The following is a 23,259-nucleotide window of genomic DNA, read 5'->3' on the forward strand; positions in this document are numbered from 1 at the left end:
TACGGATTGAAGGGATGAAGTGCTGCGAGCAGCGAGTCCATCGTCCTGCAAAAGGAGATTGCTGAAAAGTCCGAGGTAGCCTGCTGGACTGGCGAACCAGTTCGCGCGTCAGCGGGTTAGTCCAACGCAGGTTATTTCGCGTCCCGCGGGCACACCGTGATGTTGGGCGATGCGGATATCCAGCAGTCCTCACGCTTGTGGCTGGGCTTGCGCCCGGCGGTCGCACGTCCCATCGCCACCTGGAGCGTGAGCGCCGACCTGATCGCCAAACCGCCCAAAGGCACGACCCATGTGGTGCTCGACACGCCCGCGGGCCTGCATGGCAGGCGTTTTAATGACGTGATGAAGCTGGCGGACAAGGTGATCGTGCCCTTGCAGCCCAGTGTTTTTGATATTTTTGCCACGCGGGCGTTTCTGGATCAACTGCGACAGAACAAGCACCATGACAAATTGCAGATTGGCCTGGTGGGCATGCGGGTGGACGCGCGCACCATCGCCGCTGACAAACTGCATGAATTTGTGGACTCCCTGGGCCTGCCGGTGTTGGGCTACCTGCGTGACACGCAAAACTATATTCATTTGGCAGCCCGTGGCCTGACCCTGTTTGACGTGGCGCCCGGCCGGGTAGAAAAAGACCTGGCGCAGTGGCAGGCGATAGGCGAGTGGCTGGAAACTTAATTACTTGAGGAGGTGAGCGGGTCGCTTTGTCGCTCATCTGACAAGTGAGCTGCGCGCGCGCCGCTACAGTGGCTACATGAAAACTTTTCAAACTCTCTCTGAACTCTCAAACTTGATCGGCCAGGAAGTTGCCGTGAGCGACTGGATCACCATCACACAAGAACAGGTGAACCAGTTTGCGCAAGCCACTGGCGACCATCAGTGGATTCATGTGGACGTTGACAAAGCCAAGGCGGGGCCATTTGGCGGCACCATCGCGCACGGTTTTTTGACGCTGGCGCTGATTCCCCGCTTTTTTGAGTCCTCTCTGACCATTGTGCAAACCCGCCTGAGCGTGAATTATGGGCTGAACAAGGTGCGTTTTACGGCCCCGGTGCCGGTGGGTAGTCGCCTGCGCGCCCGCATGAAATTGCTGAACAGCGAACCCATCGACCAGGGGGGCGTTCAAATGACCTGGCAGGTGGCGATTGAGCGTGAGGGCGCGCCCAAGCCGGTGTGCGTGGCCGAGTCAGTGGCGCGGCACTACCCGTGATGCGCCGAACGCGTTTTGGCGCCAGGCTTCAAACACAGTGACCGCCACGGCGTTTGACAAATTAAGGCTGCGCTGGCCTTCGATCATGGGCAGCTTCAGGCATTGAGCGAGGGTAAATGATTGCCGCACGGCGTCGCTCAGGCCCTTGGTTTCAGATCCAAACACCAGCCAGTCCCCCGGCGCAAATTGCGCCTCATAAACAGGGCGACCGGCGCGGGTGGTCAGGGCAAACATGCGCTCGGGGGCTGGCTGTTCGCCAGCCAGAAAGGCCTGCCAGCTGGCATGGCGTTTGACGGTGGCGTACTCGTGGTAGTCCAGCCCGGCCCGGCGCATGTGCTTGTCGTCCATGGAGAACCCCAGCGGCTCAATCAGGTGCAGGGCGCAGCCAGTGTTGGCCGACAGGCGGATGACATTGCCCGTGTTGGGCGGGATCTCGGGTTCGACCAGGACGATATGAAACATGGGCTGATGTTATTCGGTGCGCGCAATCACCAGGCCCGTGATGTGGGCCGCGCCCGCTGCCCGCAGTGTCCGCGCCGCGCAAAAGAGTGAGGCGCCGCTGGTCATGACATCGTCTACCAGCACGACGCGCGCGCCTTTGAGTTGCGTCATGAGTAAAGGATCAACGGCAAACGCGTCTTTCAGGCTGTCGAGCCGCTCGGCACGTTTGAGCGAGCTCTGCGCCGGCGTGTCCTTGATGCGCAGCAGCAGCCGAGTGTCGGTTTTGTCAGGTGCGAGACGGTGCGCCAGCAACAGGGCCTGGTTGAAGCCGCGCGTTTGCAGGCGTTGTCTGGAGAGCGGCATGGTCAGCACGAGGTCGGCCGCGTCCAGCGCGGGTTCCACCCACGGCGTGCTGCGCAGCAACAGAGCGAAGGCATTGGCCAGGCCGGGGTTGTTGTGAAACTTGTAGTCAACGATCAAGTCTGACCAGGGGAAAACGTAAGCCACCGCAGCCAGACAGGCGTCCAGTGGCGCTGGGGTTTTGACGCAGGCACCGCAGCGTCGGATGTGCGGTGGCACCGGCAGCGCACAGGTTTCGCAGCGTGGCTGCGGCTGGGCGAAGCGGCTCACGCAGGTCTCGCAGATGGGTTGCGCGGGCCAGGCATGGCAGACCCGGCACTGGCTGGGCAGCGAGTTTAAAACCCTGGACGTCCCTTTAAGCAAGCTGGAAAACATGGAGTCAATATACTCTGCCGACTCCATCACGCCCTGTCTTATGTCCACTCAACGCCCCCCCAGCATCGATCCTCAAGCGGCCCAGCGCTGGCAGCGCATGGCGCCTGCTCCGTCACCGTGGCTGCATGAGGAGGTGGCGCGGCGCATGGAAGAGCGACTTGCCTGGATCAAGTGCCAGCCCGACAGCTGGGCCCATTGGGAGCCGGTGCGTGGGGGCCTGCAGGCGCATGCGCTTCTGGCGCAGCGCTATCCCCATGCCGGGTGTTTTGTGGCCGAAGCCCGCAAGGACAAAGCGCAGTACGCTGCAAAACAAATAGCAAAGCCGTGGTGGCGGCCGACACGCTGGAGTGCCGGGGCAACGCACTTTGAGATGCCGGGCGATGGCGCGGTGCAAATGCTGTGGGCCAATATGACGCTGCACATGGCGGCCGATCCGCAAGACGTGATGGCGCAGTGGCACCGGGCGCTGGCCGTGGATGGGTTTTTGATGTTTTCCTGTCTGGGTCCCGATACCTTGCAGGAATTGCGCGGCCTTTACCAGTCGCTGGGCTGGCCCGCGCCCTCGCACGAGTTCACTGATATGCATGATTGGGGCGACATGCTGGGCGCCGCCGGTTTTGCCGAGCCGGTGATGGACATGGAGCGTATTACGCTGACCTTCGAGACGCCTCAGCGCTTGTTGCAGGAACTGCGTGGCCTGGGGCGCAATTTGCAGCCGCAGCGTTTCCCCGGTCTGCGGGGCCGGCAGTGGCGCGAGCAATTGCACCAGGGGCTGGAGCGCGCGCCACTTCAACTGACTTTCGAGGTGATTTACGGTCACGCCTTCAAACCCGCTCCGCGCTTGACGATGCGTGCTGAAACCGTACTTTCGCTGGCGCAAATGCGTGAAACCTTGAGCCAACGCAAAAGTTTTTAAAGAAATTCTTGAGAAAAGGGCTTGACAAGGCCGCGCCGCGTAAAAAAGTGTGAACTACAATCCCGTCCGGAGTTGGGTGGCACCAACCGGGTCACCGGTCGCTGTCGGCGATGTTGGTTCAGACCCGGCTAATTTGAGGCAATATAAAAGTGGACATGATGAAGCGCATTTTCAGTAAATTGGCGGCCACATTGTTGGTCGCAAGTGCCTGGGCAGGTACGGTTGCCTTCACGGCGGCGCAGGCCGTCAGCGATTTGCCGGGTGGCCCGGCGGTGCGGCAACTCAATTTGCACCCGCCCGTCACCAAAATTGCCGAAGAACAGGCTTGGCTGCATTGGTTCATGTTGATTCTTTGCACGGCGATTTTTGTTGCCGTGTTCGCGGTGATGTTTTATTCCATCTGGAAACACCGCAAGTCGGTAGGACACAAGTCAGCCAATTTCCATGAATCGGTGACCGTCGAGATTGTCTGGACAATCGTGCCTTTCGTCATTGTGATCTTGATGGCGCTACCGGCCACCAAAGTGGTGGTGGCCATGAAAGACACCACCAATGCCGACCTCACCATCAAGGTCACCGGCATGCAATGGAAGTGGGGCTACGATTACCTCAAAGGCGAGGGCGAAGGCATCGGATTTCTCTCAGCGCTGGACCGCACACAACGCGAACTGTCAAATAATGGCGGTCCCAAAGCGGGCGAGCAGGTGGAAGATTACCTGTTGAAAGTCGATCACCCGATGGTGGTTCCCGTCAACAAAAAGGTCCGACTCATCACCACTGCCAACGACGTGATCCACTCCTTCATGATTCCTTCGTTTGGCATCAAGCAGGATGCTATTCCCGGCTTTGTGCGCGACACCTGGTTTCGAGCTGAAAAAATCGGCGACTACCACGGCCAGTGTGTTGAGTTGTGTGGCAAGGAGCACGCCTACATGCCGATCCATGTGAAGGTGGTGTCAAGCGAGGATTACACCCTGTGGGTCAATGAAGAAATGAAAAAGCTGGCCGCGCTGGCCGACGATCCCACCAAAGTCTGGACGGCAGAAGAATTGTTTGCCCGCGGTGAAAAAGTTTACGCTGCCAATTGCGCTGCCTGCCATCAGCCCAACGGCAAAGGCCTGGGCACAATCAAACCGCTCGATGGTTCTGCCGTGGTGCTTGATGCAGACAAAGGTCAGCAACTTACCGTGCTGCTCAATGGCCGCACGGTGGTGTTGCCCGATGGCAAACCCAATGTGATGCCGGCCTGGAAGCAACTGAGCGACACCGAAATCGCTGCTGTCATGACATACACCAAAAATAACTGGTCCAACAAGACCGGCCAACTGGTCCAGCCGTCTGATGTGACGGCGGCACGCAAGTAAACGGCGCCACCCTAAATACGAGTATTGAGAAGGAAATCAGCATGAGTGCCGTTTTAGACAGCCACGACCACGTCGAGCATGACCACCACAGCCATACACCCACCGGCTGGCGCCGCTGGGTGTATGCGACCAACCACAAAGACATCGGTACTCTGTACATGTTGTTCAGCTTGACCATGCTGATGATTGGCGGCGTGCTGGCCTTGCTGATTCGAATTGAGCTGTTTCAACCCGGCCTGCAACTGGTGAATCCTGAGCTTTTCAATCAGCTCACCACCATGCACGGCATCATCATGGTGTTTGGCGCCATCATGCCGGGCTTTGTCGGGTTCGCCAACTGGATGATTCCGCTGCAGATTGGCGCCTCGGACATGGCGTTTGCCCGCATGAACAACTTCAGCTTCTGGCTGATGATTCCTGCCGCTGTGATGCTGGTGAGTTCATTCTTCATGCCGGGCGGCGCGCCAGCAGCAGGCTGGACGCTGTATGCGCCGCTGACCTTGCAAATGGGTCCGAGCATGGACGCCGGCATTTTTGCCATGCATTTATTGGGTGCGAGCTCCATCATGGGTTCCATCAACATCATCGTGACCGTGCTCAACATGCGCGCACCGGGCATGACCTTGATGAAAATGCCGATGTTTTCCTGGACCTGGTTGATTACGGCGTATTTGCTGATCGCCGTGATGCCGGTGCTGGCCGGCGCCATCACCATGACCTTGACCGACCGCCATTTCGGTACCAGCTTCTTCAACCCGGCCGGTGGTGGCGACCCGGTGATGTACCAGCACATTTTCTGGTTCTTCGGTCACCCAGAGGTCTACATCATGATCTTGCCGGCATTTGGCATCATCAGCCAGATCGTGCCGGCGTTTGCGCGCAAAAAGCTGTTTGGCTACGCGTCCATGGTTTATGCTACCTCAAGCATTGCGATCCTGTCCTTCATTGTGTGGGGACATCACATGTTCTCCACCGGCATGCCGGTGACCGGTCAGTTGTTCTTCATGTATGCCACCATGCTGGTGGCAGTGCCGACGGCCGTGAAGATTTTCAACTGGGTGGCCACGATGTGGCGGGGTTCCATGACCTTTGAGACCCCGATGCTGTTTGCGGTGGGCTTCATCTTCGTCTTCACCATGGGTGGCTTTACCGGCCTGATTCTGGCCATGGCACCGATTGACATCCAGGTGCAGGACACTTATTACGTGGTGGCCCACTTTCACTACGTGCTGGTCGCGGGTTCCTTGTTTGCCATGTTTGCCGGCTACTACTACTGGTCACCCAAGTGGACTGGTGTCATGTACAACGAAACACGCGGCAAGATCCACTTCTGGTGGTCGCTGATTGCATTCAACATCACTTTCTTCCCGATGCATTTTCTGGGTCTGGCGGGCATGCCGCGCCGCTACGCCGATTACCCGATGCAATTTGCCGATTTCAATGCGGTGGCATCGGTAGGCGCTTTTTTCTTTGGCTTTGCACAAGTCTTTTTCCTGCTCTTCATCGTGATTCCTACCATGATGGGCAAAGGCCAAAAAGCGCCGCAAAGGCCTTGGGAAGGCGCGGAAGGTCTGGAGTGGGAAGTGCCTTCGCCGGCACCGTTCCACACCTTCGAGACGCCGCCCAAGCTGGATGCCACGGCAACCAAGATTGTTGCTTAGCGCATGACGATTGGAAACATGATGACTCCCGAGCAAAAAAAAGCCAACCTGAAGACCGGACTGATCCTGGCATCGGTGGCGGTCGCGGTCTTTGTTGGTTTCATGGTCAAGATGATTCTTTTGGGCAAGTAGGGCATGACTCTACGGCGTGAAAATATCAGAATGGTCGGCAAACTGTTTGTCGTAGCAGTTGGCATGTTCGCATTCGGTTACGCGCTGGTTCCCATTTACAAGGCTGTGTGCGAGGCCACGGGTGTCAATATTCTCGCGCTGGGTGAGCGCAACCTACCCGGTGCCAAGGCGACATTGCCTGTCAATACCCAGGTCGACACCAGTCGAACCATCACGGTCGAGTTCGACGCCAACGCGCGCGGCCCTTGGGAGTTCAAACCGGCTCAGCGATCGCTGCAGGTGCATCCCGGTGAAATGGCCACGGTGATGTACGAGTTTCAAAATGTGCAGAACAGGCGGATGTCAGCGCAAGCCATTCCAAGCTATGCCCCGGTGCAGGCGAGCACCCATTTCAACAAGTTGGAGTGTTTTTGCTTCAAGCAGCACACCCTGGAGCCGGGCGAAAAGAAAGTCTGGCCGGTGGTGTTTGTGATTGATCCCAAGTTGTCCAAAGATGTGAAGACCATCACGCTGTCCTATACCTTTTTTGAGGTAGGGGGCAAAACACCGGCGGCTCCTTTGGCTGATGCGACCGCTCATATCGGCATCGGAGCCGGGTCATGAGTGAGCCGGAGCACAGGACAAAACCGGTGGCGTCCGGGTCGTTTTTTCGCACCATCAAAATGGTGGCCTGGTCGCTGCTGGGCATCAGAAAAAATAGCGAGTTGGAGAAAGATGCGGCGCAAGTCAGTCCGATTCACATCATCGTGGTGGGTGTTGTGACGATCATCATTTTGGTCGTTGGCCTGATCGTGCTGGTGAACGTGGTGGTTGCCAAATAGGGTCGGTCCTGGCGCCTCATGAAGATTAAACAGAACTGGAAAGAATGGAGCTGATATGAGTTCAACAATCGGGGCTGCAACCCCGCACTATTTTGTGCCCGGCCCTTCGCGGCATCCCTTTTTTGCGGCTGTTGGCCTGTTTTTTGTTTTGCTGGGCGCCAGCCAGTGGATCAATGGCGCAGAGTGGGGCAAGTACTCGTTCTATTTCGGCTTGCTGTGGTTTGCCGGCGTGCTGTACCAGTGGTTCAGTGAGTCGGTGCGTGAGAGTGAAGGTGGCCAGTATGGGCACAAGGTTGACTCGTCTTACCGCTGGGCCATGAGCTGGTTCATCTTCTCCGAAGTGATGTTCTTCGGGGCGTTTTTCACCGCCTTGTGGTGGACTCGCGCCCATTCAATCCCCGCCTTGGGCGGTATCGAGAACGGCTTGCTTTGGCCCGATTTCAAGGCCGTGTGGCCGAGTCTGGCCGCCGGCGTGACCGGCTCACCGGCGGACATCGTGGAGCCGTTCCAGACCATGACGCCCTTTTGGTTGCCCACCATCAATACCGCGATCCTGCTGAGCTCCGGCGTGACGCTGACCATTGCCCACCATGCCTTGATCGGCGCCCATCGCAGCAAGGCGGTGGCCTTCATGTGGCTCACGGTTTTGCTGGGTATTGTGTTCCTGGTGGTGCAGGGCTATGAGTACTACCACGCGTACCACGAGATGAACCTGAAGCTGACATCAGGCGTGTATGGTTCCACTTTTTTCATGCTGACCGGTTTTCACGGCTTCCACGTGTTTGTGGGCATGTTGATGCTGCTGTTCATTACTGTGCGACTGCAACGAGGTCATTTCACGGCGGAACGGCATTTCGGATTTGAAGGGGCCGCCTGGTACTGGCACTTTGTCGACGTGGTGTGGCTTGGCCTCTACACGCTGGTCTATTGGCTGTAAGCTACCGTGCGGCTGTGAAAAAGGAGGCACCGCAGGGTGCCTTTTTGATTGCCGTAGCGCTGACCCGTTTACCGCCCTGCAGAAATACCGCTCGGCTGGATCAGCCCCAGTTTCCAGGCCAGCAGGATGGCGATAAACAGCGCAATCGAAAGCCCCACTCGCAAGGCCAGCGCCAGTGCCATTTTTTGGCTTCTGGATTTTCCTTTTGAATCGCTTTTCATCATGAAAAATAGGGCCGTTCCCAGGCTGATGACGATGGCCACAAATGCAAGAATCACAAAGTATTTCATCGACTGGATTATCTCGTGAACGCGGGCTGGCGGTTCTGGCTGATCACTGCGCTTGCCCTGCTGTCAATGGCCGGCACGCTGGCGCTCGGGCGGTGGCAATTGTCGCGGGCCGCGCAGAAAGTCGCTATGCAGGCCAGCATGGAGGCCAAGTCGACGATGTCAATCCTGGACGGTCGAGTCCTGGCGACGCGCGCTGATCCTGCCCTCGAACTGCACCGACGTGTCGCGCTGCGAGGCCAATGGATTCCCGAACGTACGGTGTTTCTGGACAACCGCCCGATGAATGGCCGCACCGGCCTGTATGTGGTGACGCCGATGCGGCTGCAGGGCAGTGCAGCTGTGGTGCTGGTTCAGCGCGGTTGGGTGGCGCGCGACTTTATCGATCGCAGCCGTTTGCCCACGATTGAAACACCGGCCGGTGTGCAGGAGATTGCGGGCCGTATTGCCCCGCCGCCGGCCAAGTTATACGAGTTGAGCGGCTCGGACACCGGCCTCATCCGGCAAAATATCGACTTGGCTGGCTTTGCCGTCGAGACGGGTCTGGCGCTCTTGCCGGTGTCGGTTCAGCAAACGGGCGCAGCCAGCGACGCAATGTTGCGCGACTGGCCACTGCCTGCAGTCGGCGTGGAAAAGCATTACGGTTATGCTTTCCAATGGTTTGCCTTGAGCAGCCTGATTGCGATTCTTTATGTCTGGTTCCAAATTGTTAGACGATTCATTTACCCGCGCCGCGCCTGAAGCATCCCAGCATCGGGCCAACGGTCACGACGACCAACCGCTGGGCTTGACGGTTCACTCCCTGCCTTCACCGGCGCGTGTGATGGACGCGCAGGCCCGGCGCACCACCACTGGACGCTGGAAGATGCTTGCCGTGTTGCTGGTTTGTGCAGCACCGGTGCTGGCCTCCTATTTGACCTTCTACGTTCTCAGGCCGGAAGGGCGGCGTAATTTCGGTGAGTTGATTGACCCGCAGCGCCCCTTGCCGGAGCAGACCGTGGTCAGCCTGAGCGGGCAGACCAGCAGCCTGAAGGCGCTGAAAGGGCAATGGCTCTTGTTGAGTGTGGCCGACGGTGCCTGCGATGAAGTCTGTAGCCGCCATTTGTACCTGCAACGCCAGTTACGCGAGGGCTTGGGCAAAGACAAAGAGCGGGTGGACTGGGTCTGGTTGATCTCCGACGCTACCCCCGTGCCCGAGCGCTTGCTGCCTGCCGTGAAGGACGCTTTGGTACTGCGCGCCGATAGGCAAGCACTCTCGAACTGGCTGGAACCGGCCCGCGGCCATCAGCTGGCGGAGCATCTGTATTTGGTAGACCCGTTGGGCAACTGGATGATGCGGTTTCCGGCCAATCTGGACCTGGCCAGCGCGGCCAAGGTCAAGCGGGACCTGGAGCGGCTGTTGCGCGCCTCCAACTCGTGGGATCAGGCGGGGCGCGCGCCTTTGACTGAGAGGAGGGGTGAAAGTGCCAAGTAGCAACGCCATGACGGTGCAAGCCCTTTACGATCTGTCACCGCTGGTGCGGATGATGTTTGGCGGTGCCGTGCTGGCCCTGGCGCCCATGGCGTGGGTGTGGTTTCGGCATCGGCGCGCTTCTCCCTTGGGTCGGGTTCAGGCGTTGACGCTATTGACCCTGTTTCTCACCTTTGATCTGGTCATGTTTGGGGCCTTTACCCGCTTGACCGACTCCGGGCTGGGCTGCCCGGACTGGCCCGGTTGCTATGGCAACGCCAGCCCGATTGGGGCGCATGCTGCGATCGCGGCCGCCCAAAGCGCCATGCCCACTGGCCCGGTGACGTCCGGGAAAGCCTGGGTAGAAATGATTCACCGCTATCTGGCCACCAGCGTCGGCGTGTTGATTCTGGTGCTGACGGTCGTGGCCTGGCTGGGCCGCAGCGCTGGCGGGCGAAACATGCAGGTGCGGCCTATCAGCCCGTGGTGGCCCACCCTGACTTTGCTCTGGGTTTGCATTCAGGGTGCTTTTGGCGCGCTGACTGTCACGATGAAGCTTTTTCCCGCCATCGTGACCTTGCACTTGCTCGGCGGCCTGGTTCTGTTGGCCCTGCTGTGCGTGCAGGTTGTGCAGTTTGCGCAGCTCGAAGGCAAGGTCGCACCGATTACCCTCTCCCCTGGCTTGCGCTGGTTGCTGGGGCTGTCTTTTGTATTGCTGGTGCTGCAAGCCGCTCTGGGTGCATGGGTCAGCACCAATTACGCCGTGCTGGCCTGTACCGATTTCCCCAAGTGCCAGAGCAGTTGGTGGCCGCTGATGGACTTCTCGGCAGGCTTTGAGCTCTGGCGCCCACTCGGTTTCACCGCGGCTGGCGAGTACATCGGCTTTGCGGCACTGACGGCCATTCACTATGTTCACCGCTTGATGGCGTTCCTGGTATTGGCGTTGCTCGGTGCCTTGGCCTGGCGGCTGAACCGCGTGGCGGCACTGCGCAACCCGTCGCGCTGGATCGCTGCACTGGTTGGACTGCAACTGGCGACGGGCCTGAGCAATGTGGTGCTGGACTGGCCTTTGCTGGCTGCCGTTTTGCACACCGGCGGCGCGGGCGCACTGGTGCTTGTCCTGACGTGGACCGTGGCCGCGAGTCGCACGGGCAGCAGCGCCAGGGCGCCGGTCGTGCCCGATTTCACGGCATTGAGACAGACCGCATGAGCGTCAATGTTCTGAGTGTTGAGGTCTCGGTTATCAAGCAGTTTTATGCTCTGACCAAACCGCGCGTGATCCAGTTGATCGTGTTTTGTGCCCTGATCGGCATGGTGCTGGCCGTGCCGGGCCTGCCGACCTGGGCTGAACTCCAACTGGCCTTGCTGGCTTGCCTGGGCATCTGGCTGGTGGCGGGCGCAGCGGCGGCCTTCAATTGCATTGTCGAAAAAAGCATCGACGCCAAGATGAAGCGCACGGCCTGGCGGCCGACCGCCCGGGGCGAACTGGCCGATTGGCAGACGCTGCTGTTTTCGGCCGTGTTGTGCGCGGCGGGCTCCCTACTGCTGTATTTTTGGGTCAACCCGCTGACCATGTGGCTGACTTTTGCCACATTTATTGGTTATGCGGTGGTGTACACCGTGATTCTGAAGCCGCTGACGCCGCAAAACATCGTGATTGGCGGCGCCTCCGGCGCCATGCCGCCGGTGCTGGGCTGGGCCGCCATGGCGGGCGACGTCGGGCCGGAAGCGCTGATTTTGTTTCTGATTATTTTTTTGTGGACGCCACCGCACTTCTGGGCACTGGCCTTGTACCGCGTGGAGGACTACCGCAAGTCGGGCCTGCCGATGCTGCCGGTGACGCACGGCAACGAGTTCACCCGCTTGATGGTGCTGCTCTATACCTTTATTTTGTTTGCCGCTTGTTTGATGCCGTATGTCTACGGCATGAGTTCCTGGCTTTACCTGATTGCCGCCGTGGTTTTGAATCTTGGCTTTTGTCTGTATGCCTTCTATCTCTGGCGTGATTACTCGGACTTGCTGGCCCGCAAAACCTTTCGCTTCTCACTGATCCACCTGAGCCTGCTGTTTGCCGCTTTGCTGCTGGACCACTATCTGCTTTGACACCCCATGAACAAACGAACTACTCTTAAATTAATAGCTACTTACGCCCTGTTGACGGGGGCTGTCGGCCTTATTTCTGCCTGTTCCAAACAGGGGCCGAGTTTTGCCGGGATTGACCTCACCGGCGCCGATTACGCCAAAGATTTTGCCCTGACCGACCACAATGGCCAGCCCAGGACCCTCAAGGACTTTGCCGGCAAGGTGGTGGTGATGTTCTTCGGTTATGTGCAGTGCCCGGATGTCTGCCCCACCTCGATGGCTGAACTGGCCGAGGTGAAGCGCTTGTTGGGCAAGGATGGCGAACGCGTGCAGGGTTTGTTCGTCACGGTCGATCCAGCGCGCGACACCCCCGAAGTGCTCAAAGGCTATATGGCAGCCTTTGATCCGACCTTTCTGGCGCTCTACACCACGCCGGAAAAACTGGCTGTGCTGGCCAAAGACTACAAGGTCTATTACAAAAAAGTGGATGGCCCCACGCCCACCAGCTACTCCATGGATCATTCGGCGGGCAGCTTCGTGTACGACCCGCAGGGCAAGTTGCGTCTGTATAACCGCTATGGCAGCGGCGCCGCGCTGCTTGCGGCCGACATCAAGCTCTTGCTGCAGCAGTAGGCCGCGTGATCGACGTCCAGCCGCTGCTGGGGCGAAAAGGCGCGACCCGTATCGCGCTGATTGCGCCGCCGGTGCTGGACGCGCTCAATGAGGGCTTGATCGAGACCGTCAACCTCAACGAATTCCTGGCCATTGACCTGGCACGGCTCACAACCCGCGTGGCAGATCAGGTCGGGCTCGATCCCGACCATGAGCGCCTGCATGACACGCTGGCCATGCTGGACGCTTTCAAACCCATCAAGCGCCACCTGCATGTGGCGCGCGCCCTGTATGACCTCACCGCCGCCCATCCGGAGCGGGATGCGATCGCCCATCGCCTGGCCACCCATGCCAGCGATGTGGCCCGCTGCTGGGCAGCCCAGTGGCTCATGTTTGCGGAGCAGTCGTTGCCCGACAAACTGCAGGCGGTGCGGTGTTTTGCGGCGGACCGCCATTTCGGCGTGCGTGAAGTCGCCTGGATGGCACTGCGCGACCCGCTGGCCGGGGCGCTGGATAAAGGCCTGCTGCTGTTGCAGCCATGGGTGCGAGACCCGGATGAAAACATCCGCCGCTTCGCCAGCGAGTTGACCCGCCCGCGCGGCGTCTGGTGCGCGCAGATTGAGGCCCTCAAAGCCGAGCCGTGGCGAGCCCTGAACCTGTTGGAGCCGTTACGCGCCGACCCCAGCCGCTATGTGCAGAACTCGGTGGCCAACTGGCTCAACGACGCCAGCAAGTCGCAGCCGCAATGGGTCAGTCAACTGGGCGAGCGCTGGCTGGTCGAGTCCGACGCGCCCCAGACCCGCTACATTGTGCGCCGTGCCCTGCGAACGCTATTAAAACAATAGCTTATTGCGTCCAATGGACGGGGGCTGGTGCCGAATTTTGCAATTAATCAGGTTGGATGCCCCGCAGGGCAATCACGCCGCCCAGCAAGGCGGTATCGAGCTGGATGCGCTTGGCCAGGCCCTCGGCCGAACTGCCCACCACCTGCCAGCCTTGCTGGAACAGTTTCTGGCGCATGTCGGGTGAGCGGGCGATGGCGCTGAACAGGGCGGACAGTCTGGCGACCACCGGCTGGGGCAGCGAGTTCGGCGCGGCGATGGCGTTCCAGATTTCCAGATTGAAACCCTGCACACCGGCCTCCGCCAGGCTGGGCAGTTCCGGCACCAGCGTGCTGCGTCCGCTGGACGTGACGCCGATGGCGCGCAGCTTGCCCGCTTTGATGTGCGCCATGGCCAGCGCCGGCGGCAACATGGACAGCTGTAACTGGCCGCCGAGCATGGCGTTGGCAACCTGCGGATAGCCGGGGTAGGGCACATGCACCGGCTTGATCTGGGTCTTGCTCTTGAGCAGCTCCATGCCGATGTGGCCCACGGTGCCCACGCCCGGCGAGCCATAGCTCCAGCTGTCCCCCGCTTGGCGCGCCGCCGCCAAAAAGTCCTTGGCGCTCGCGCCGGGCGAGCCAACCGGCGCCGTCAACACCAGGGGCGAGACGCCGATCAGGCTGATGGGCGTGAGGTCTTTCAGCGGATCGTACGGGAGCTTCGGGTTGAGCAGCTTGGCGATCGTCAGATTGCCATTGATCATGAGACCCAGGGTGTGGTCATCGGTGGCGCGGGCGACGTAGTCGGCAGCGATATTGCCGCCGGCGCCGACCTTGTTTTCCACGATCACGGGCTGGCCCAGCGCCTTCGCCAGCGGTTCGGCGAGGGTGCGCGCGGTCAGGTCAGGCGACGAGCCGGCTGGAAAGCCGACGATGATGCGCACCGTCCTGGTCGGCCAGGCCTGCACAGGCTTAGCGTCTTTTTGGCCTATAGCCCCCGTAGCTACTGCGCAAGCAGCTATAAAAATAGTAGTAAGTTGAAGCAGTTTGCGGTGCATGACTATCCCTTGAATGAAAAATGCCCCTGCGGGCCGTGGCCGTCAGGGGCATTGTGTCGCAGGCGCAGGATGTCAAGCGTACTCGGCCAGCGTCTTTTTCATCTTCTTCATCGCCGCCACCTCGATCTGGCGGATACGTTCGGCGCTCACGCCATACACCGCTGCCAGTTCGTGCAGCGTCATGCCGCCCGAGTTGTCATCGTTGACCTTGAGCCAGCGCTCCTCCACGATGCGCCGGCTGCGCTCGTCGAGCGCCTCCAGCGCCGTTGCAATGCCGTCGCTGGCCAGCAGGTCACGCTGGTGCGCCTCGATCATTTCAGTGGGTTCGTGCCGGGTATCGGTCAGGTAGGCAATCGGGCCAAAAGCGTCGTCACCGTCGTCCGAGGGACTGGGGTCGAGCAGCACGTCACCCCCCGAGAGCCGGGTTTCCATCTCCATGACCTCTTCGCGCTTGACCCGGAGCTCAAGGGCCATCGCGTCGATCTGGTCTTCGTTCAGCGTGTCGCGGTGGGTGCCAAGGTCGGCGGCAGCGTCGTCTGACTTGTAGCGCTGCTTCATGGAGCGCAGGTTGAAAAAGAGCTTGCGCTGCGCCTTGGTGGTCGCTACCTTGACCATGCGCCAGTTTTTCAGGATGTACTCGTGGATCTCGGCCTTGATCCAGTGCAGCGCATAGCTCACCAGACGCACACCGTGATCGGGGTCAAAACGTTTGACGGCCTTCATCAGTCCCACATTGCCTTCCTGGATCAGGTCGCCGTGCGGCAGGCCGTAGCCCAGGTACTGGCGCGAGACCGATACCACCAGCCGCAAGTGCGACAGCACCAGCTTGCCGGCAGCCGCCAGATCGTTGTCTTGTCTGAACTTGCGCGAAAACTCCTGCTCTTCCTCCAGGGTGAGCATGGGCAGGCGATTGGCCGCAGAAATATAAGCGTCAAGATTACCCAGCGCGGGCACCATGGACCATGGGTTGACCACAGCCACGGCAGCACCGGAAACACCAGATTGATAAGACATGCCAGAACTCCTTTTTCTCATATTTAATATATTAGCACTCTATGTGAGAGAGTGCTAATCGAGAAGTTCAATGCGCTTGATAGATTCAGCGTCACCGTTCACAAGTAAATAGCGGGCCGTGGCCCGGTGTTGGGCTTTTTGCCTTGTCCATCCGGATATTTAGGATAATTACCCGATTCGTGACTGACCGCTCTTAACTTCTATTGATCGCCCTATGACACTCAAACTCTGCGTTGCCCAACTCGATTTTGTGGTCGGTGACATGGCGGGCAATGCAAAAAAAATCATTGAGTCGGCGCGTTCGGCCTATGCCGATGGGGTGCGCCTGTTGTTGACCCCCGAACTCTCTATTTGCGGTTATGCCGCCGAAGACCTGTTTCTGCGGGCCGCCTTCATTGCCGCTTGTGACGACGCGGTGAAAACAGTGGTTCGTGAGCTGGCCGGTTTAAAGGACATGATCGTGGTGGTCGGGCATCCAACCGGGGGTGACAGCCGAACCCGCTCGGTGGCCGTATCCAGGCGGCACAATGCCGCCAGTGTCTTGCGCGAAGGCGCGGTGATCGCCACCTACGCCAAGCGCGAATTGCCCAACTACCAGGTCTTCGACGAACGCCGTTATTTCACACCGGGGCACGACGTCTGCGTGTTTGAAGCGGGTGAAGCCGACAAGATGGGCCAAAAGATCAAGGTCGGCCTGCTGATCTGTGAGGATGCCTGGTTTGAGGCGCCCGCACGGCAGACCCAAGCCGCCGGTGCCGAGCTGTTGGTCGTGATCAACGCCTCTCCCTTTCACGTCGGCAAGGGCGACGAGCGTGAGCAGATGATGCGTGAACGGGTGCGGGCCTGCGGTTTGCCGCTGGTCTACGCGCACCTGGTCGGGGGGCAGGATGAGGTGGTGTTTGAAGGCCGCTCATTTGCCCTCAATGCCAATGGCGAGGTCGCCGCTCGTGCGCCCAGTTTTATACAGAATGAGCTTGTCATCCAAGTCAGCCGGGCGTATGAAGCTATTTATTTGGCAGCAGATATAGCACCGGAGCGCAGCTTGGACGCCGACCTGTGGGACGCGCTGGTGCTGGGGGTACGCGATTACATCGGCAAGAACGGCTTTCCCGGCGTGCTTCTGGGTCTCTCCGGCGGTATTGATTCGGCACTGGTGCTGGCAGTGGCCGTGGACGCTTTGGGCAAAGACCGGGTGCGCACGATCATGATGCCATCGCCCTACACGGCGGACATCAGCTGGATCGATGCGCGCGACATGGCGGCGCGCCTGGACGTGCGTTATGACGAAATCTCCATCGTGCCGGAGTTTGAGGCTTTCAAGAAATCTCTGGCCGGTGAGTTCCAGGGCCTGGCCGAGGACACCACCGAGGAAAACATTCAGGCCCGCATTCGCGGCACGCTGCTGATGGCCTTGAGCAACAAGTTTGGCAGCATCGTGCTGACCACCGGCAACAAGTCCGAGATGGCCACCGGCTACTGCACGCTCTACGGCGACATGGCTGGTGGCTTCGCTGTGATCAAGGACCTGGCCAAAACCACGGTGTTTAGATTAGCGCGCTGGCGTAACGAGCACGATCCCTATGGCACTGGCCAGGCGCCGATTCCGGAGCGCATCATCATCCGCCCGCCCAGTGCCGAGTTGCGCCCGAACCAGGTAGACCAGGACAGCCTGCCGGCCTACGAGGTGCTGGACGCGATTCTGGAGCGCTACATGGAGAACGACCAGAGCATCGAAGACATCATTGCGGCGGGCTTTGCCCGGCCTGATGTCGAAAAGGTCACGCGCCTGATCAAGATCAACGAATACAAGCGGCGCCAGGCCCCGGTGGGGATTCGTGTCACGCACCGCAGCTTTGGCAAGGATTGGCGTTATCCTATTAGCAACAAGTTTCGCGCTTGACCACTCACCTCACTTAAGGAACACCATGAAACAGATTACCGCCATCGTCAAACCGTTCAAACTCGAAGAAGTGCGTGAAGCACTGGCCGAATGTGGTGTCACCGGCCTCACGGTCACCGAGGTCAAGGGTTTTGGCCGTCAAAAGGGCCACACCGAGCTCTATCGGGGCGCCGAGTACGTCGTGGACTTCCTGCCCAAGGTCAAGGTGGAAGTGGTGGTCAAGACGCTTGATGTGGAGCGTTGTGTGGATGCCATTGTCAAGGCCGCTCACACCGGCAAGATTGGCGACGGCAAGATATTCATCACCGCCGTGGAGCGTGTCGTGCGCATTCGCACCGGTGAGCTGGACGAGTCCGCCATCTGATAACGCAGTAGCGGCGTTCAAGACGCGGCGCCGTCACCGCATTGCGCAGCGCTTGTTTCAAGGCGTTCTTGAAAACCGTGGGCAATTCCAACGTGTAACGCCGCTTGAATGAAGCTCAAGCGCGGCACATGCCAGGGTGCTGACGCTTCTGGGCGGCGGCCGTCCACCGCAGTCGGTTCTGGCAATCGCGTTGCGGTTCGGGAAATATTCCTGGAACAAATTCTCAAGTGCTTCGTTTATATCAACAAGCCCGGACAAATAGAGACCGGGCCCAGATGAAAACGAAGTCCGTAACCCACACTGGAGAATTACCAACCATGAAATTCAATCAAATCACAGTCAAAGCCTCTGTCCTGGCGACCCTCTCGGCGGCATTGCTGCTCTCGGCGGCACCTGCCTTCGCGCATTGCGATGGCGAAGACGGCCCGGTAATTAAAGCAGCGCAACAAGCGCTCGATACCGGGAACGTGAATCGCGTGTTGATCTGGGTGCAAGCTTCTGACCAGGCGCAGATCAAGGACGCGTTCCGCAAGACGCTCGACGTCAGGCAGTTGAACCCTAGTGCCAAGAAACTGGCTGACTACGCGTTCTTCGAGACTCTGGTACGCGTGCACCGCGCCGGAGAAGGGGCGCCTTACACGGGGATCAAGCCTGCGGGCCGTGACCTTGGCCCGGCCGTGGTGGCCGGCGACAAGGCGCTGGACACGGGCGCCGTCAAGCCCGTGGCGGAAATGCTCACACAAGCTGTACACAAAAGCGTCGGCGGGCAATTCAAGGACGTCGTCGCCAAGAAGAATTTCAAGGTTGATGACGTGGCGGCCGGACAGGAGTACGTGAAGGCCTATGTCGGTTATATCCATTCAGTTGAACGGATTTACGACGCCACCGTCGCTTCCGCGCACGGCAATGCGCCGGAAACCGCCGCAGCCGCCCATCAGCACTGAGGATCTGGCGCAACATGAGGGGACACATCTGCTCATGTTCCTTCGCTCATCGTCAGAGCGGGGAACTTGGTCAGTGCGTGTCAGGGTGGCAATCCGCCCGGGCTGAGTCATGACTATGATGCGAGAGGAACTTATTTTGTCGCCGTTCGTTAATCCTTTGGAATGATCGATATGCTGGCCCGTGATGGCCCCGACGAAGACTGGGTACGGCGCGCGCAGACAGGTGATCGGAAAGCATTTTCCGAACTGGTGCGCCGTCATCAGAAGTCGGTCTACCGCTATCTGTTGCGCATGCTCAGTTCACACGACGATGCGATGGAGCTGACGCAGGAAGCGTTTATCAAGGCTTGGCAGGCGCTGCCGCAGTGGCGGCCAGAGGCTCAATTCCGCACCTGGCTGTTCCGGATCGCGAACAACGCGGCGTTCGATGCCCTGCGGCACCGCAAGCTGATCGAATTCGTGCCGCTGGAGGACTCATTTGATGCGCCCGGTTCCGAGCCCGATCCAGCGCATCAGGCGCAGGTCACGCAGGAGGTGAGGCAACTGGACGTGAGCCTGAAGAAGCTGGCACCGGAACATCGGCAAATACTTTTATTGCGCGAGGTGGAAGAAATGTCTTACGAAGAGATTGGAAGTGTGCTGTCGCTGAACGAGGGGACGGTGAAGTCGCGGCTGGCGCGCGCACGAGCCGCCCTGATGGAGATTCGTGCAAGGAGTCGGTCATGAGCTCTGCCGAGAAGTGCCCACGAACCGAGGCGATATCGGCCCTGGTCGACGATGAGCTGGCCGATCCCGCTCGCGCTGCGCTCGATGCGCATGTCCAGGGCTGCGCGATCTGTGCGCCGGTGCTGGCCGAGTTCAGGCAGTTGCACACTACCTTTGCCGCATTGCCCGACGTGACGCCCAACGTCGATTTCGCCTTTCTGGTGGATCGCCGCATCGCCGCCGCAGGCGTTCCAACGCCCAAACCAAAGCCGCAGCGCTGGCGTTGGTGGCAGCTCGCACCGGCGACGCTCGGCGGCGCACTCTCGCTTTCGCTCGGCGTCTATCTGGGCGGCACACTGATGCTGGGGTCGCAGATCACGGCGCAACCTGCGGCGCTGCAGATGGCCGCCTTTACCGCAATTCCTCCGGGCGCTTTGTGCCCGGCCCTGCAAGCCTGCAATTCAATGGGTCGCTGACATGAAACGTTACTGGGTTTATCTGCTACTCGCGATCTCGCTGCTGGTCAACGTGGGCGTACTTGCCGGCGCGTGGTTTCAGGTCTGGCGCGCGCAAGGCGCGAGCGAACTGGCCTTCTTCGGGATGGGTCACGAACGCGTTCCGGACTATTTGAAGCTCGATGGCACGCAAATAGAGCGCTGGCATGCGATGGAGCAAGACTTCGTGAAGGTCCTTAATGATGTCGGCGGCGAAATCCAGATTCACCGCGAGCGTCTGGTGCGCGAGATTTTCTCCGCTCAGCCCGACACGTCAGTCATTGAGCGCGAGCGCGCTGCGATCTTCACGCTGCAGGAGGCGCAGCAGCGCAGCGTTATTGAGCAGCTGCTCAAAGAGCGCGAGATGTTGAACCCGCAACAGCGGAACGCCCTGGCTGACCTGTTGCTCAAACAGTATTCACACAGCGGCAACGGCAAGGAGGCGCAGCCAGCACTGGCACGCTAAGACGCACCAGAAGCGACAAGCCGATTTAGCTCTTCTTTTTGTAGCCATCGCACCTTGCTGTGCCGTTGAGAAAGATCAATCCTTGATGCAGGGAGTTGCCTAGACTGCGCATTTAGTCTGACCTTCATGGCCACACAACGGCCGGTCCCCATGGCAAACATTGAACAAGTTGCTGCACCGTGCGCGGGGCGGATCTGGTGAAAGCACTCGACCGCAAGCTGCTGCGCGACCTGTGGCAGATGAAAAGCCAGGCATTGGCCATCGCCCTGGTGGTGATGTGCGGTGTCGGCACCTACATCATGTTTCTCACCACGCTGGGGGCCTTGCGCGCGACCCAGGACAGCTACTACCGGGATTATCGTTTTGCCGAGGTGTTCGTCACCTTGAAGCGGGCGCCGCAGGCGCTGCTCCAGCGCGTGCAGGCCATCGCGGACGTGGCCCAGGTGGAGACGCGGGTGGTGGCGCAGGTGCGCCTGGACATGCCGGCGTTCGCCGAGCCGGTGACCGCCTTGATGGTGTCGGTGTCCGACGCTGGCCGTGATGGACTCAATGCGCTGCATCTGCGCCAGGGGCGCCTGCCTGCGCCGGGGCAGTTCGACGAGGTGGTGGCAAGCGCATCGTTTGCGCAGGCGCATGGCCTGCAACTGGGGGACCGCTTTGGCGCCATCCTCAATGGGCGGCGCCAGGCCTTGACCCTGGTGGGCACGGCGCTGTCGCCGGAATTCATTCAGCAGATGCGTCCCGGCTCGGTGTTTCCCGACTACAAGCGTTTTGGCGTGATGTGGATGGGGCGTCGCGCCCTGGGTCAGGCCTACGACATGGAGGGGGCGTTCAACGATCTGGCACTGAGCCTACGCCCGGGCGCGGACAGTCAAGCCGTCATCGACCGCGTCGACGAATTGCTCAAGCCTTATGGGGGGCTGGGCGCCTATGGACGCAAGGACCAGCTCTCGCACCGCTTTCTCAGCCAGGAACTGGAGCAGCTCGGCACCCTGGCGAGTCTTTTTCCTGTCATGTTCATGGGCATCGCCGCATTCCTGCTCAACGTGGTGATTGGGCGAATGGTGGCGATGCAGCGTGAGCAAATTGCCGTACTCAAGGCCTTTGGCTACAGCAATCTTGCCGTGTTGTGGCATTACCTGCGAATGGTCTCGGTCATCGTGGTGCTGGGCGTCGTGACCGGCACCGCGCTCGGACTGTGGTTGGGCAAGGTGCTGTCTGACATCTACACGGCGTTCTATCACTTCCCCTATTTGATGTTCCGCCTGCAGCCCGGCACATTGCTGGAGGCCAGCGCCGCCAGCTTCCTCGCGGCCGGGACGGGGACGGTATTTGCCGTATGGCGGGCCGCCACCTTGCGCCCTGCGCAGGGGATGCGTCCCGAGCCGCCCGCGATCTATCGCGAGACTTGGATCGAGCAGTTGGGCCTCAAGCGCTGGCTGTCGCCGCCGATGCGCATGATCATCCGCCATATCCAGCGCCGGGCCTTGAAGTCCATGCTCACCGTGCTGGGCATTGCCATGGCGTGCGGCATCATCCTGACCGGCCTGTTCCAGCGCGACACCGTCAGCTACATGGTCAATATCCAGTTCAGCATGGCCCAGCGCGAGGATCTGTCGGTGACCTTCACAGACCCCACCACCTACGGCGCCCGTTTCGACCTGCTCGGTCTGCCGGGGGTGCAGCAGGTGGAAGTGTTCCGCGCCGTGCCGGTGCGGCTGCGCCATGGTCATCGCACTTATCGCACCGGCATTCGCGGCGTGGAGCCGGGCGGCGATATTGCGCGTCTGCTCGACGCCGACCTGCGGCCCGTCGCTTTGCCGTCCGAGGGCATCCTGCTCACCGACTATCTCGCCAAACTGCTTGATGTGCGGGTTGGCGACCGCCTGACGGTGGAAGTGCTGGAAGGCAACCGGCCGGTGCGCGAGGCCACCGTGGCCGGTCTGGTGCGGGAGTATCTGGGGGTGTCGGGCTATATGCACCTTGCGGCACTGAACCAGTTCATGCAGGAAGGCCCGACGATCTCGGGCGCCTACCTCGGCGTCGACAGCGCGCAGCTGGCCGCGCTGTACAAGCGATTGAAGGGCATGCCGCGCATCGCCGGGCTGGCCGAGCGGGTGCAGGAGATCCGCAATTTCAACCGGGTGATGGACGAGACCATGCTGTTCTTCACCTACGTTGCCACCGTGTTTGCCGTCATCATCGCCTTTGGTGTGATCTACAACAGCGCCCGCATCGGGCTGACGGAGCGTGGTCGTGAACTCGGCAGCTTGCGGGTGCTGGGTTTTACCCGCGCCGAGGTGGCCTACATCCTGCTCGGCGAACTCGGTCTGCTCACCCTCGTCGCCATCCCGCTCGGCCTGTGGCTGGGTGTCGGGATGTGTTACTACATCGCCCATACGATGCAAAACGACTTGTTTCGCGTGCCGGTGGTCCTGGTGCCCCAAACCTATGCCTTTGCCTGCGCGGTGGTACTGGTCTCTGCGCTGCTGTCTGGCTTGGCGGTGCGCCGCCGCCTGGATCAACTTGACCTGATTGCCGTCCTGAAGTCGGCGGAGTGACTCTATGAAAAACAATGTGCAGTGGCGTCGTCGACTTGTGCTTGGCCTGCTCGCCGTTCTCGTCGCCTGGGGTTTGTTCCAGGGATTTCGCCCCCAGGCGGTCGAAGTGGACATGGGTACCGCCAGCCGTGCTGCGCTGCGGGTGACGCTGGAGCAGGAGGGGCGCACGCGGGTGCTTGACCGCTACGTGGTCACCGCGCCCGTGACAGGCCACGCACGCCGGTTCCGGTTCGAAGTGGGCAACGCGGTCGAGCGCGGCGCCATTCTGGTCGAGCTGGAGCC

At 60.2% G+C, this 23,259-nt stretch carries 26 protein-coding genes and 2 pseudogenes; 23 read left to right on the forward strand and 5 right to left on the reverse strand.

What is annotated here, in order from left to right:
• Positions 1–126: 126 nt before the first annotated feature.
• A pseudogene (locus WA157_RS00005) lies at positions 127–678 on the forward strand (ParA family protein); the annotation flags it as partial.
• Between the two features lie 76 nt (positions 679–754).
• Positions 755–1,210 (forward strand): MaoC family dehydratase, encoded by a 456-nt coding sequence (locus WA157_RS00010; protein WP_422618981.1) that lies wholly within the window; start codon positions 755–757, stop codon positions 1,208–1,210.
• Here WA157_RS00010 and WA157_RS00015 read toward each other — a convergent pair.
• On the reverse strand, positions 1,187–1,672 hold the full coding sequence (locus tag WA157_RS00015) for a tRNA (cytidine(34)-2'-O)-methyltransferase (protein WP_422618982.1): 486 nt from the start codon (positions 1,670–1,672) through the stop codon (positions 1,187–1,189). The two genes, WA157_RS00010 and WA157_RS00015, sit on opposite strands and share 24 nt — an antisense overlap.
• A 9-nt stretch (positions 1,673–1,681) precedes the next feature.
• Positions 1,682–2,386 carry a ComF family protein gene (locus WA157_RS00020; RefSeq protein WP_422618983.1) on the reverse strand — a complete coding sequence of 235 codons (705 nt, stop codon included), beginning with the start codon at positions 2,384–2,386 and terminating at the stop codon, positions 1,682–1,684.
• Positions 2,387–2,426: 40 nt separating this feature from the next.
• Here WA157_RS00020 and WA157_RS00025 point away from each other — a divergent pair, with 40 nt between their 5' ends.
• The 7 genes from WA157_RS00025 (at position 2,427) to WA157_RS00055 (ending at position 8,217) form a co-directional block, all read left to right on the forward strand.
• A complete protein-coding gene (locus WA157_RS00025; RefSeq protein WP_422618984.1) occupies positions 2,427–3,302 on the forward strand; it encodes a class I SAM-dependent methyltransferase in 876 nt (291 codons plus the stop codon).
• 158 nt (positions 3,303–3,460) lie between these two features.
• Positions 3,461–4,666, forward strand: a complete 1,206-nt coding sequence (gene coxB, locus WA157_RS00030) for a cytochrome c oxidase subunit II (RefSeq protein WP_422619004.1) — start codon at positions 3,461–3,463, stop codon at positions 4,664–4,666.
• Between the two features lie 41 nt (positions 4,667–4,707).
• Positions 4,708–6,327 (forward strand): cytochrome c oxidase subunit I, encoded by a 1,620-nt coding sequence (gene ctaD / locus WA157_RS00035; protein ID WP_422618985.1) that lies wholly within the window; start codon positions 4,708–4,710, stop codon positions 6,325–6,327.
• A 21-nt stretch (positions 6,328–6,348) separates the two neighbouring features.
• Positions 6,349–6,459, forward strand: a complete 111-nt coding sequence (locus WA157_RS00040; protein ID WP_422618986.1) for a cytochrome oxidase small assembly protein — start codon at positions 6,349–6,351, stop codon at positions 6,457–6,459.
• A gap of 3 nt (positions 6,460–6,462) precedes the next feature.
• Positions 6,463–7,062 carry a cytochrome c oxidase assembly protein gene (locus WA157_RS00045; RefSeq protein ID WP_422618987.1) on the forward strand — a complete coding sequence of 200 codons (600 nt, stop codon included), beginning with the start codon at positions 6,463–6,465 and terminating at the stop codon, positions 7,060–7,062.
• Positions 7,059–7,280, forward strand: coding sequence for a DUF2970 domain-containing protein (locus WA157_RS00050; protein ID WP_422618988.1), 222 nt, complete (start codon positions 7,059–7,061; stop codon positions 7,278–7,280). Before WA157_RS00045 ends, WA157_RS00050 begins: the two co-directional genes overlap by 4 nt.
• A 55-nt stretch (positions 7,281–7,335) precedes the next feature.
• A complete protein-coding gene (locus WA157_RS00055; RefSeq protein ID WP_422618989.1) occupies positions 7,336–8,217 on the forward strand; it encodes a cytochrome c oxidase subunit 3 in 882 nt (293 codons plus the stop codon).
• Between the two features lie 68 nt (positions 8,218–8,285).
• On the opposite strand, the gene WA157_RS00060 is transcribed toward WA157_RS00055, so the two are convergent.
• Positions 8,286–8,507: a twin transmembrane helix small protein gene (locus tag WA157_RS00060; protein ID WP_422618990.1), complete on the reverse strand. Its 222-nt coding sequence runs from the start codon at positions 8,505–8,507 to the stop codon at positions 8,286–8,288.
• A 66-nt stretch (positions 8,508–8,573) separates the two neighbouring features.
• On the opposite strand from WA157_RS00060, the gene WA157_RS00065 reads away from it, so the two are divergent.
• The 6 genes from WA157_RS00065 to WA157_RS00090 are packed head-to-tail and all read left to right on the forward strand — an operon-like array spanning position 8,574 to position 13,493.
• Positions 8,574–9,245 (forward strand): SURF1 family protein, encoded by a 672-nt coding sequence (locus WA157_RS00065; protein ID WP_422619005.1) that lies wholly within the window; start codon positions 8,574–8,576, stop codon positions 9,243–9,245.
• Entirely contained in the window at positions 9,196–9,978 is a 783-nt protein-coding gene (locus WA157_RS00070; protein ID WP_422618991.1) for an SCO family protein, read from the forward strand. Before WA157_RS00065 ends, WA157_RS00070 begins: the two co-directional genes overlap by 50 nt.
• Before the next feature lie 7 nt (positions 9,979–9,985).
• Positions 9,986–11,164: a COX15/CtaA family protein gene (locus tag WA157_RS00075; protein WP_422619006.1), complete on the forward strand. Its 1,179-nt coding sequence runs from the start codon at positions 9,986–9,988 to the stop codon at positions 11,162–11,164.
• Positions 11,161–12,057 (forward strand): heme o synthase, encoded by an 897-nt coding sequence (gene cyoE, locus WA157_RS00080; protein WP_422618992.1) that lies wholly within the window; start codon positions 11,161–11,163, stop codon positions 12,055–12,057. Before WA157_RS00075 ends, cyoE begins: the two co-directional genes overlap by 4 nt.
• Before the next feature lie 6 nt (positions 12,058–12,063).
• On the forward strand, positions 12,064–12,669 hold the full coding sequence (locus WA157_RS00085; protein ID WP_422618993.1) for an SCO family protein: 606 nt from the start codon (positions 12,064–12,066) through the stop codon (positions 12,667–12,669).
• 5 nt (positions 12,670–12,674) lie between these two features.
• A complete protein-coding gene (locus WA157_RS00090; protein ID WP_422618994.1) occupies positions 12,675–13,493 on the forward strand; it encodes a DNA alkylation repair protein in 819 nt (272 codons plus the stop codon).
• 43 nt (positions 13,494–13,536) lie between these two features.
• Here the strand turns inward: WA157_RS00090 and WA157_RS00095 are convergent, their stop codons facing one another.
• A complete protein-coding gene (locus WA157_RS00095) occupies positions 13,537–14,529 on the reverse strand; it encodes a Bug family tripartite tricarboxylate transporter substrate binding protein (protein ID WP_422618995.1) in 993 nt (330 codons plus the stop codon).
• Between the two features lie 72 nt (positions 14,530–14,601).
• On the reverse strand, positions 14,602–15,543 hold the full coding sequence (gene rpoH / locus WA157_RS00100) for an RNA polymerase sigma factor RpoH (RefSeq protein WP_422618996.1): 942 nt from the start codon (positions 15,541–15,543) through the stop codon (positions 14,602–14,604).
• Between the two features lie 214 nt (positions 15,544–15,757).
• On the opposite strand from rpoH, the gene WA157_RS00105 reads away from it, so the two are divergent.
• The 8 genes and pseudogenes from WA157_RS00105 to WA157_RS00140 all read left to right on the forward strand — a co-directional run.
• Positions 15,758–17,443 carry an NAD+ synthase gene (locus WA157_RS00105; RefSeq protein WP_422618997.1) on the forward strand — a complete coding sequence of 562 codons (1,686 nt, stop codon included), beginning with the start codon at positions 15,758–15,760 and terminating at the stop codon, positions 17,441–17,443.
• A 25-nt stretch (positions 17,444–17,468) separates the two neighbouring features.
• Positions 17,469–17,807, forward strand: a complete 339-nt coding sequence (locus WA157_RS00110; protein ID WP_422618998.1) for a P-II family nitrogen regulator — start codon at positions 17,469–17,471, stop codon at positions 17,805–17,807.
• Positions 17,808–18,124: 317 nt separating this feature from the next.
• Complete coding sequence (locus WA157_RS00115; protein ID WP_422618999.1) at positions 18,125–18,751, forward strand: DUF6448 family protein; 627 nt, start codon at positions 18,125–18,127, stop codon at positions 18,749–18,751.
• Between the two features lie 171 nt (positions 18,752–18,922).
• Positions 18,923–19,477 (forward strand): RNA polymerase sigma factor, encoded by a 555-nt coding sequence (locus WA157_RS00120; protein WP_422619000.1) that lies wholly within the window; start codon positions 18,923–18,925, stop codon positions 19,475–19,477.
• Positions 19,474–19,932, forward strand: a complete 459-nt coding sequence (locus WA157_RS00125; protein ID WP_422619001.1) for an anti-sigma factor family protein — start codon at positions 19,474–19,476, stop codon at positions 19,930–19,932. Before WA157_RS00120 ends, WA157_RS00125 begins: the two co-directional genes overlap by 4 nt.
• A gap of 1 nt (position 19,933) precedes the next feature.
• Positions 19,934–20,416, forward strand: coding sequence for a periplasmic heavy metal sensor (locus tag WA157_RS00130; RefSeq protein WP_422619002.1), 483 nt, complete (start codon positions 19,934–19,936; stop codon positions 20,414–20,416).
• 197 nt (positions 20,417–20,613) lie between these two features.
• Entirely contained in the window at positions 20,614–22,977 is a 2,364-nt protein-coding gene (locus WA157_RS00135) for an ABC transporter permease (RefSeq protein WP_422619003.1), read from the forward strand.
• 4 nt (positions 22,978–22,981) lie between these two features.
• Positions 22,982–23,259: pseudogene (locus WA157_RS00140) on the forward strand (efflux transporter periplasmic adaptor subunit); the annotation flags it as partial.

The sequence above is a fragment of the Rhodoferax ferrireducens genome (assembly GCF_049302455.1).
Taxonomy (GTDB): Bacteria; Pseudomonadota; Gammaproteobacteria; order Burkholderiales; family Burkholderiaceae_C; genus Rhodoferax; species Rhodoferax ferrireducens_B.

Excerpts from the sequence above, each read along its gene's own strand:
- WA157_RS00010 (WP_422618981.1), top strand. The coding sequence starts at position 755 with ATGAAAACTTTTCAAACTCTCTCTGAACTCTCAAACTTGATCGGCCAG.
- WA157_RS00015 (WP_422618982.1), bottom strand. The coding sequence starts at position 1,672 with ATGTTTCATATCGTCCTGGTCGAACCCGAGATCCCGCCCAACACGGGC.
- WA157_RS00020 (WP_422618983.1), bottom strand. The coding sequence starts at position 2,386 with ATGTTTTCCAGCTTGCTTAAAGGGACGTCCAGGGTTTTAAACTCGCTG.
- WA157_RS00025 (WP_422618984.1), top strand. The coding sequence starts at position 2,427 with ATGTCCACTCAACGCCCCCCCAGCATCGATCCTCAAGCGGCCCAGCGC.
- coxB (WP_422619004.1), top strand. The coding sequence starts at position 3,461 with ATGAAGCGCATTTTCAGTAAATTGGCGGCCACATTGTTGGTCGCAAGT.
- ctaD (WP_422618985.1), top strand. The coding sequence starts at position 4,708 with ATGAGTGCCGTTTTAGACAGCCACGACCACGTCGAGCATGACCACCAC.
- WA157_RS00040 (WP_422618986.1), top strand. The coding sequence starts at position 6,349 with ATGACTCCCGAGCAAAAAAAAGCCAACCTGAAGACCGGACTGATCCTG.
- WA157_RS00045 (WP_422618987.1), top strand. The coding sequence starts at position 6,463 with ATGACTCTACGGCGTGAAAATATCAGAATGGTCGGCAAACTGTTTGTC.
- WA157_RS00050 (WP_422618988.1), top strand. The coding sequence starts at position 7,059 with ATGAGTGAGCCGGAGCACAGGACAAAACCGGTGGCGTCCGGGTCGTTT.
- WA157_RS00055 (WP_422618989.1), top strand. The coding sequence starts at position 7,336 with ATGAGTTCAACAATCGGGGCTGCAACCCCGCACTATTTTGTGCCCGGC.
- WA157_RS00060 (WP_422618990.1), bottom strand. The coding sequence starts at position 8,507 with ATGAAATACTTTGTGATTCTTGCATTTGTGGCCATCGTCATCAGCCTG.
- WA157_RS00065 (WP_422619005.1), top strand. The coding sequence starts at position 8,574 with ATGGCCGGCACGCTGGCGCTCGGGCGGTGGCAATTGTCGCGGGCCGCG.
- WA157_RS00070 (WP_422618991.1), top strand. The coding sequence starts at position 9,196 with ATGTCTGGTTCCAAATTGTTAGACGATTCATTTACCCGCGCCGCGCCT.
- WA157_RS00075 (WP_422619006.1), top strand. The coding sequence starts at position 9,986 with ATGACGGTGCAAGCCCTTTACGATCTGTCACCGCTGGTGCGGATGATG.
- cyoE (WP_422618992.1), top strand. The coding sequence starts at position 11,161 with ATGAGCGTCAATGTTCTGAGTGTTGAGGTCTCGGTTATCAAGCAGTTT.
- WA157_RS00085 (WP_422618993.1), top strand. The coding sequence starts at position 12,064 with ATGAACAAACGAACTACTCTTAAATTAATAGCTACTTACGCCCTGTTG.
- WA157_RS00095 (WP_422618995.1), bottom strand. The coding sequence starts at position 14,529 with ATGCACCGCAAACTGCTTCAACTTACTACTATTTTTATAGCTGCTTGC.
- rpoH (WP_422618996.1), bottom strand. The coding sequence starts at position 15,543 with ATGTCTTATCAATCTGGTGTTTCCGGTGCTGCCGTGGCTGTGGTCAAC.
- WA157_RS00105 (WP_422618997.1), top strand. The coding sequence starts at position 15,758 with ATGACACTCAAACTCTGCGTTGCCCAACTCGATTTTGTGGTCGGTGAC.
- WA157_RS00110 (WP_422618998.1), top strand. The coding sequence starts at position 17,469 with ATGAAACAGATTACCGCCATCGTCAAACCGTTCAAACTCGAAGAAGTG.
- WA157_RS00115 (WP_422618999.1), top strand. The coding sequence starts at position 18,125 with ATGAAATTCAATCAAATCACAGTCAAAGCCTCTGTCCTGGCGACCCTC.
- WA157_RS00120 (WP_422619000.1), top strand. The coding sequence starts at position 18,923 with ATGCTGGCCCGTGATGGCCCCGACGAAGACTGGGTACGGCGCGCGCAG.
- WA157_RS00125 (WP_422619001.1), top strand. The coding sequence starts at position 19,474 with ATGAGCTCTGCCGAGAAGTGCCCACGAACCGAGGCGATATCGGCCCTG.
- WA157_RS00130 (WP_422619002.1), top strand. The coding sequence starts at position 19,934 with ATGAAACGTTACTGGGTTTATCTGCTACTCGCGATCTCGCTGCTGGTC.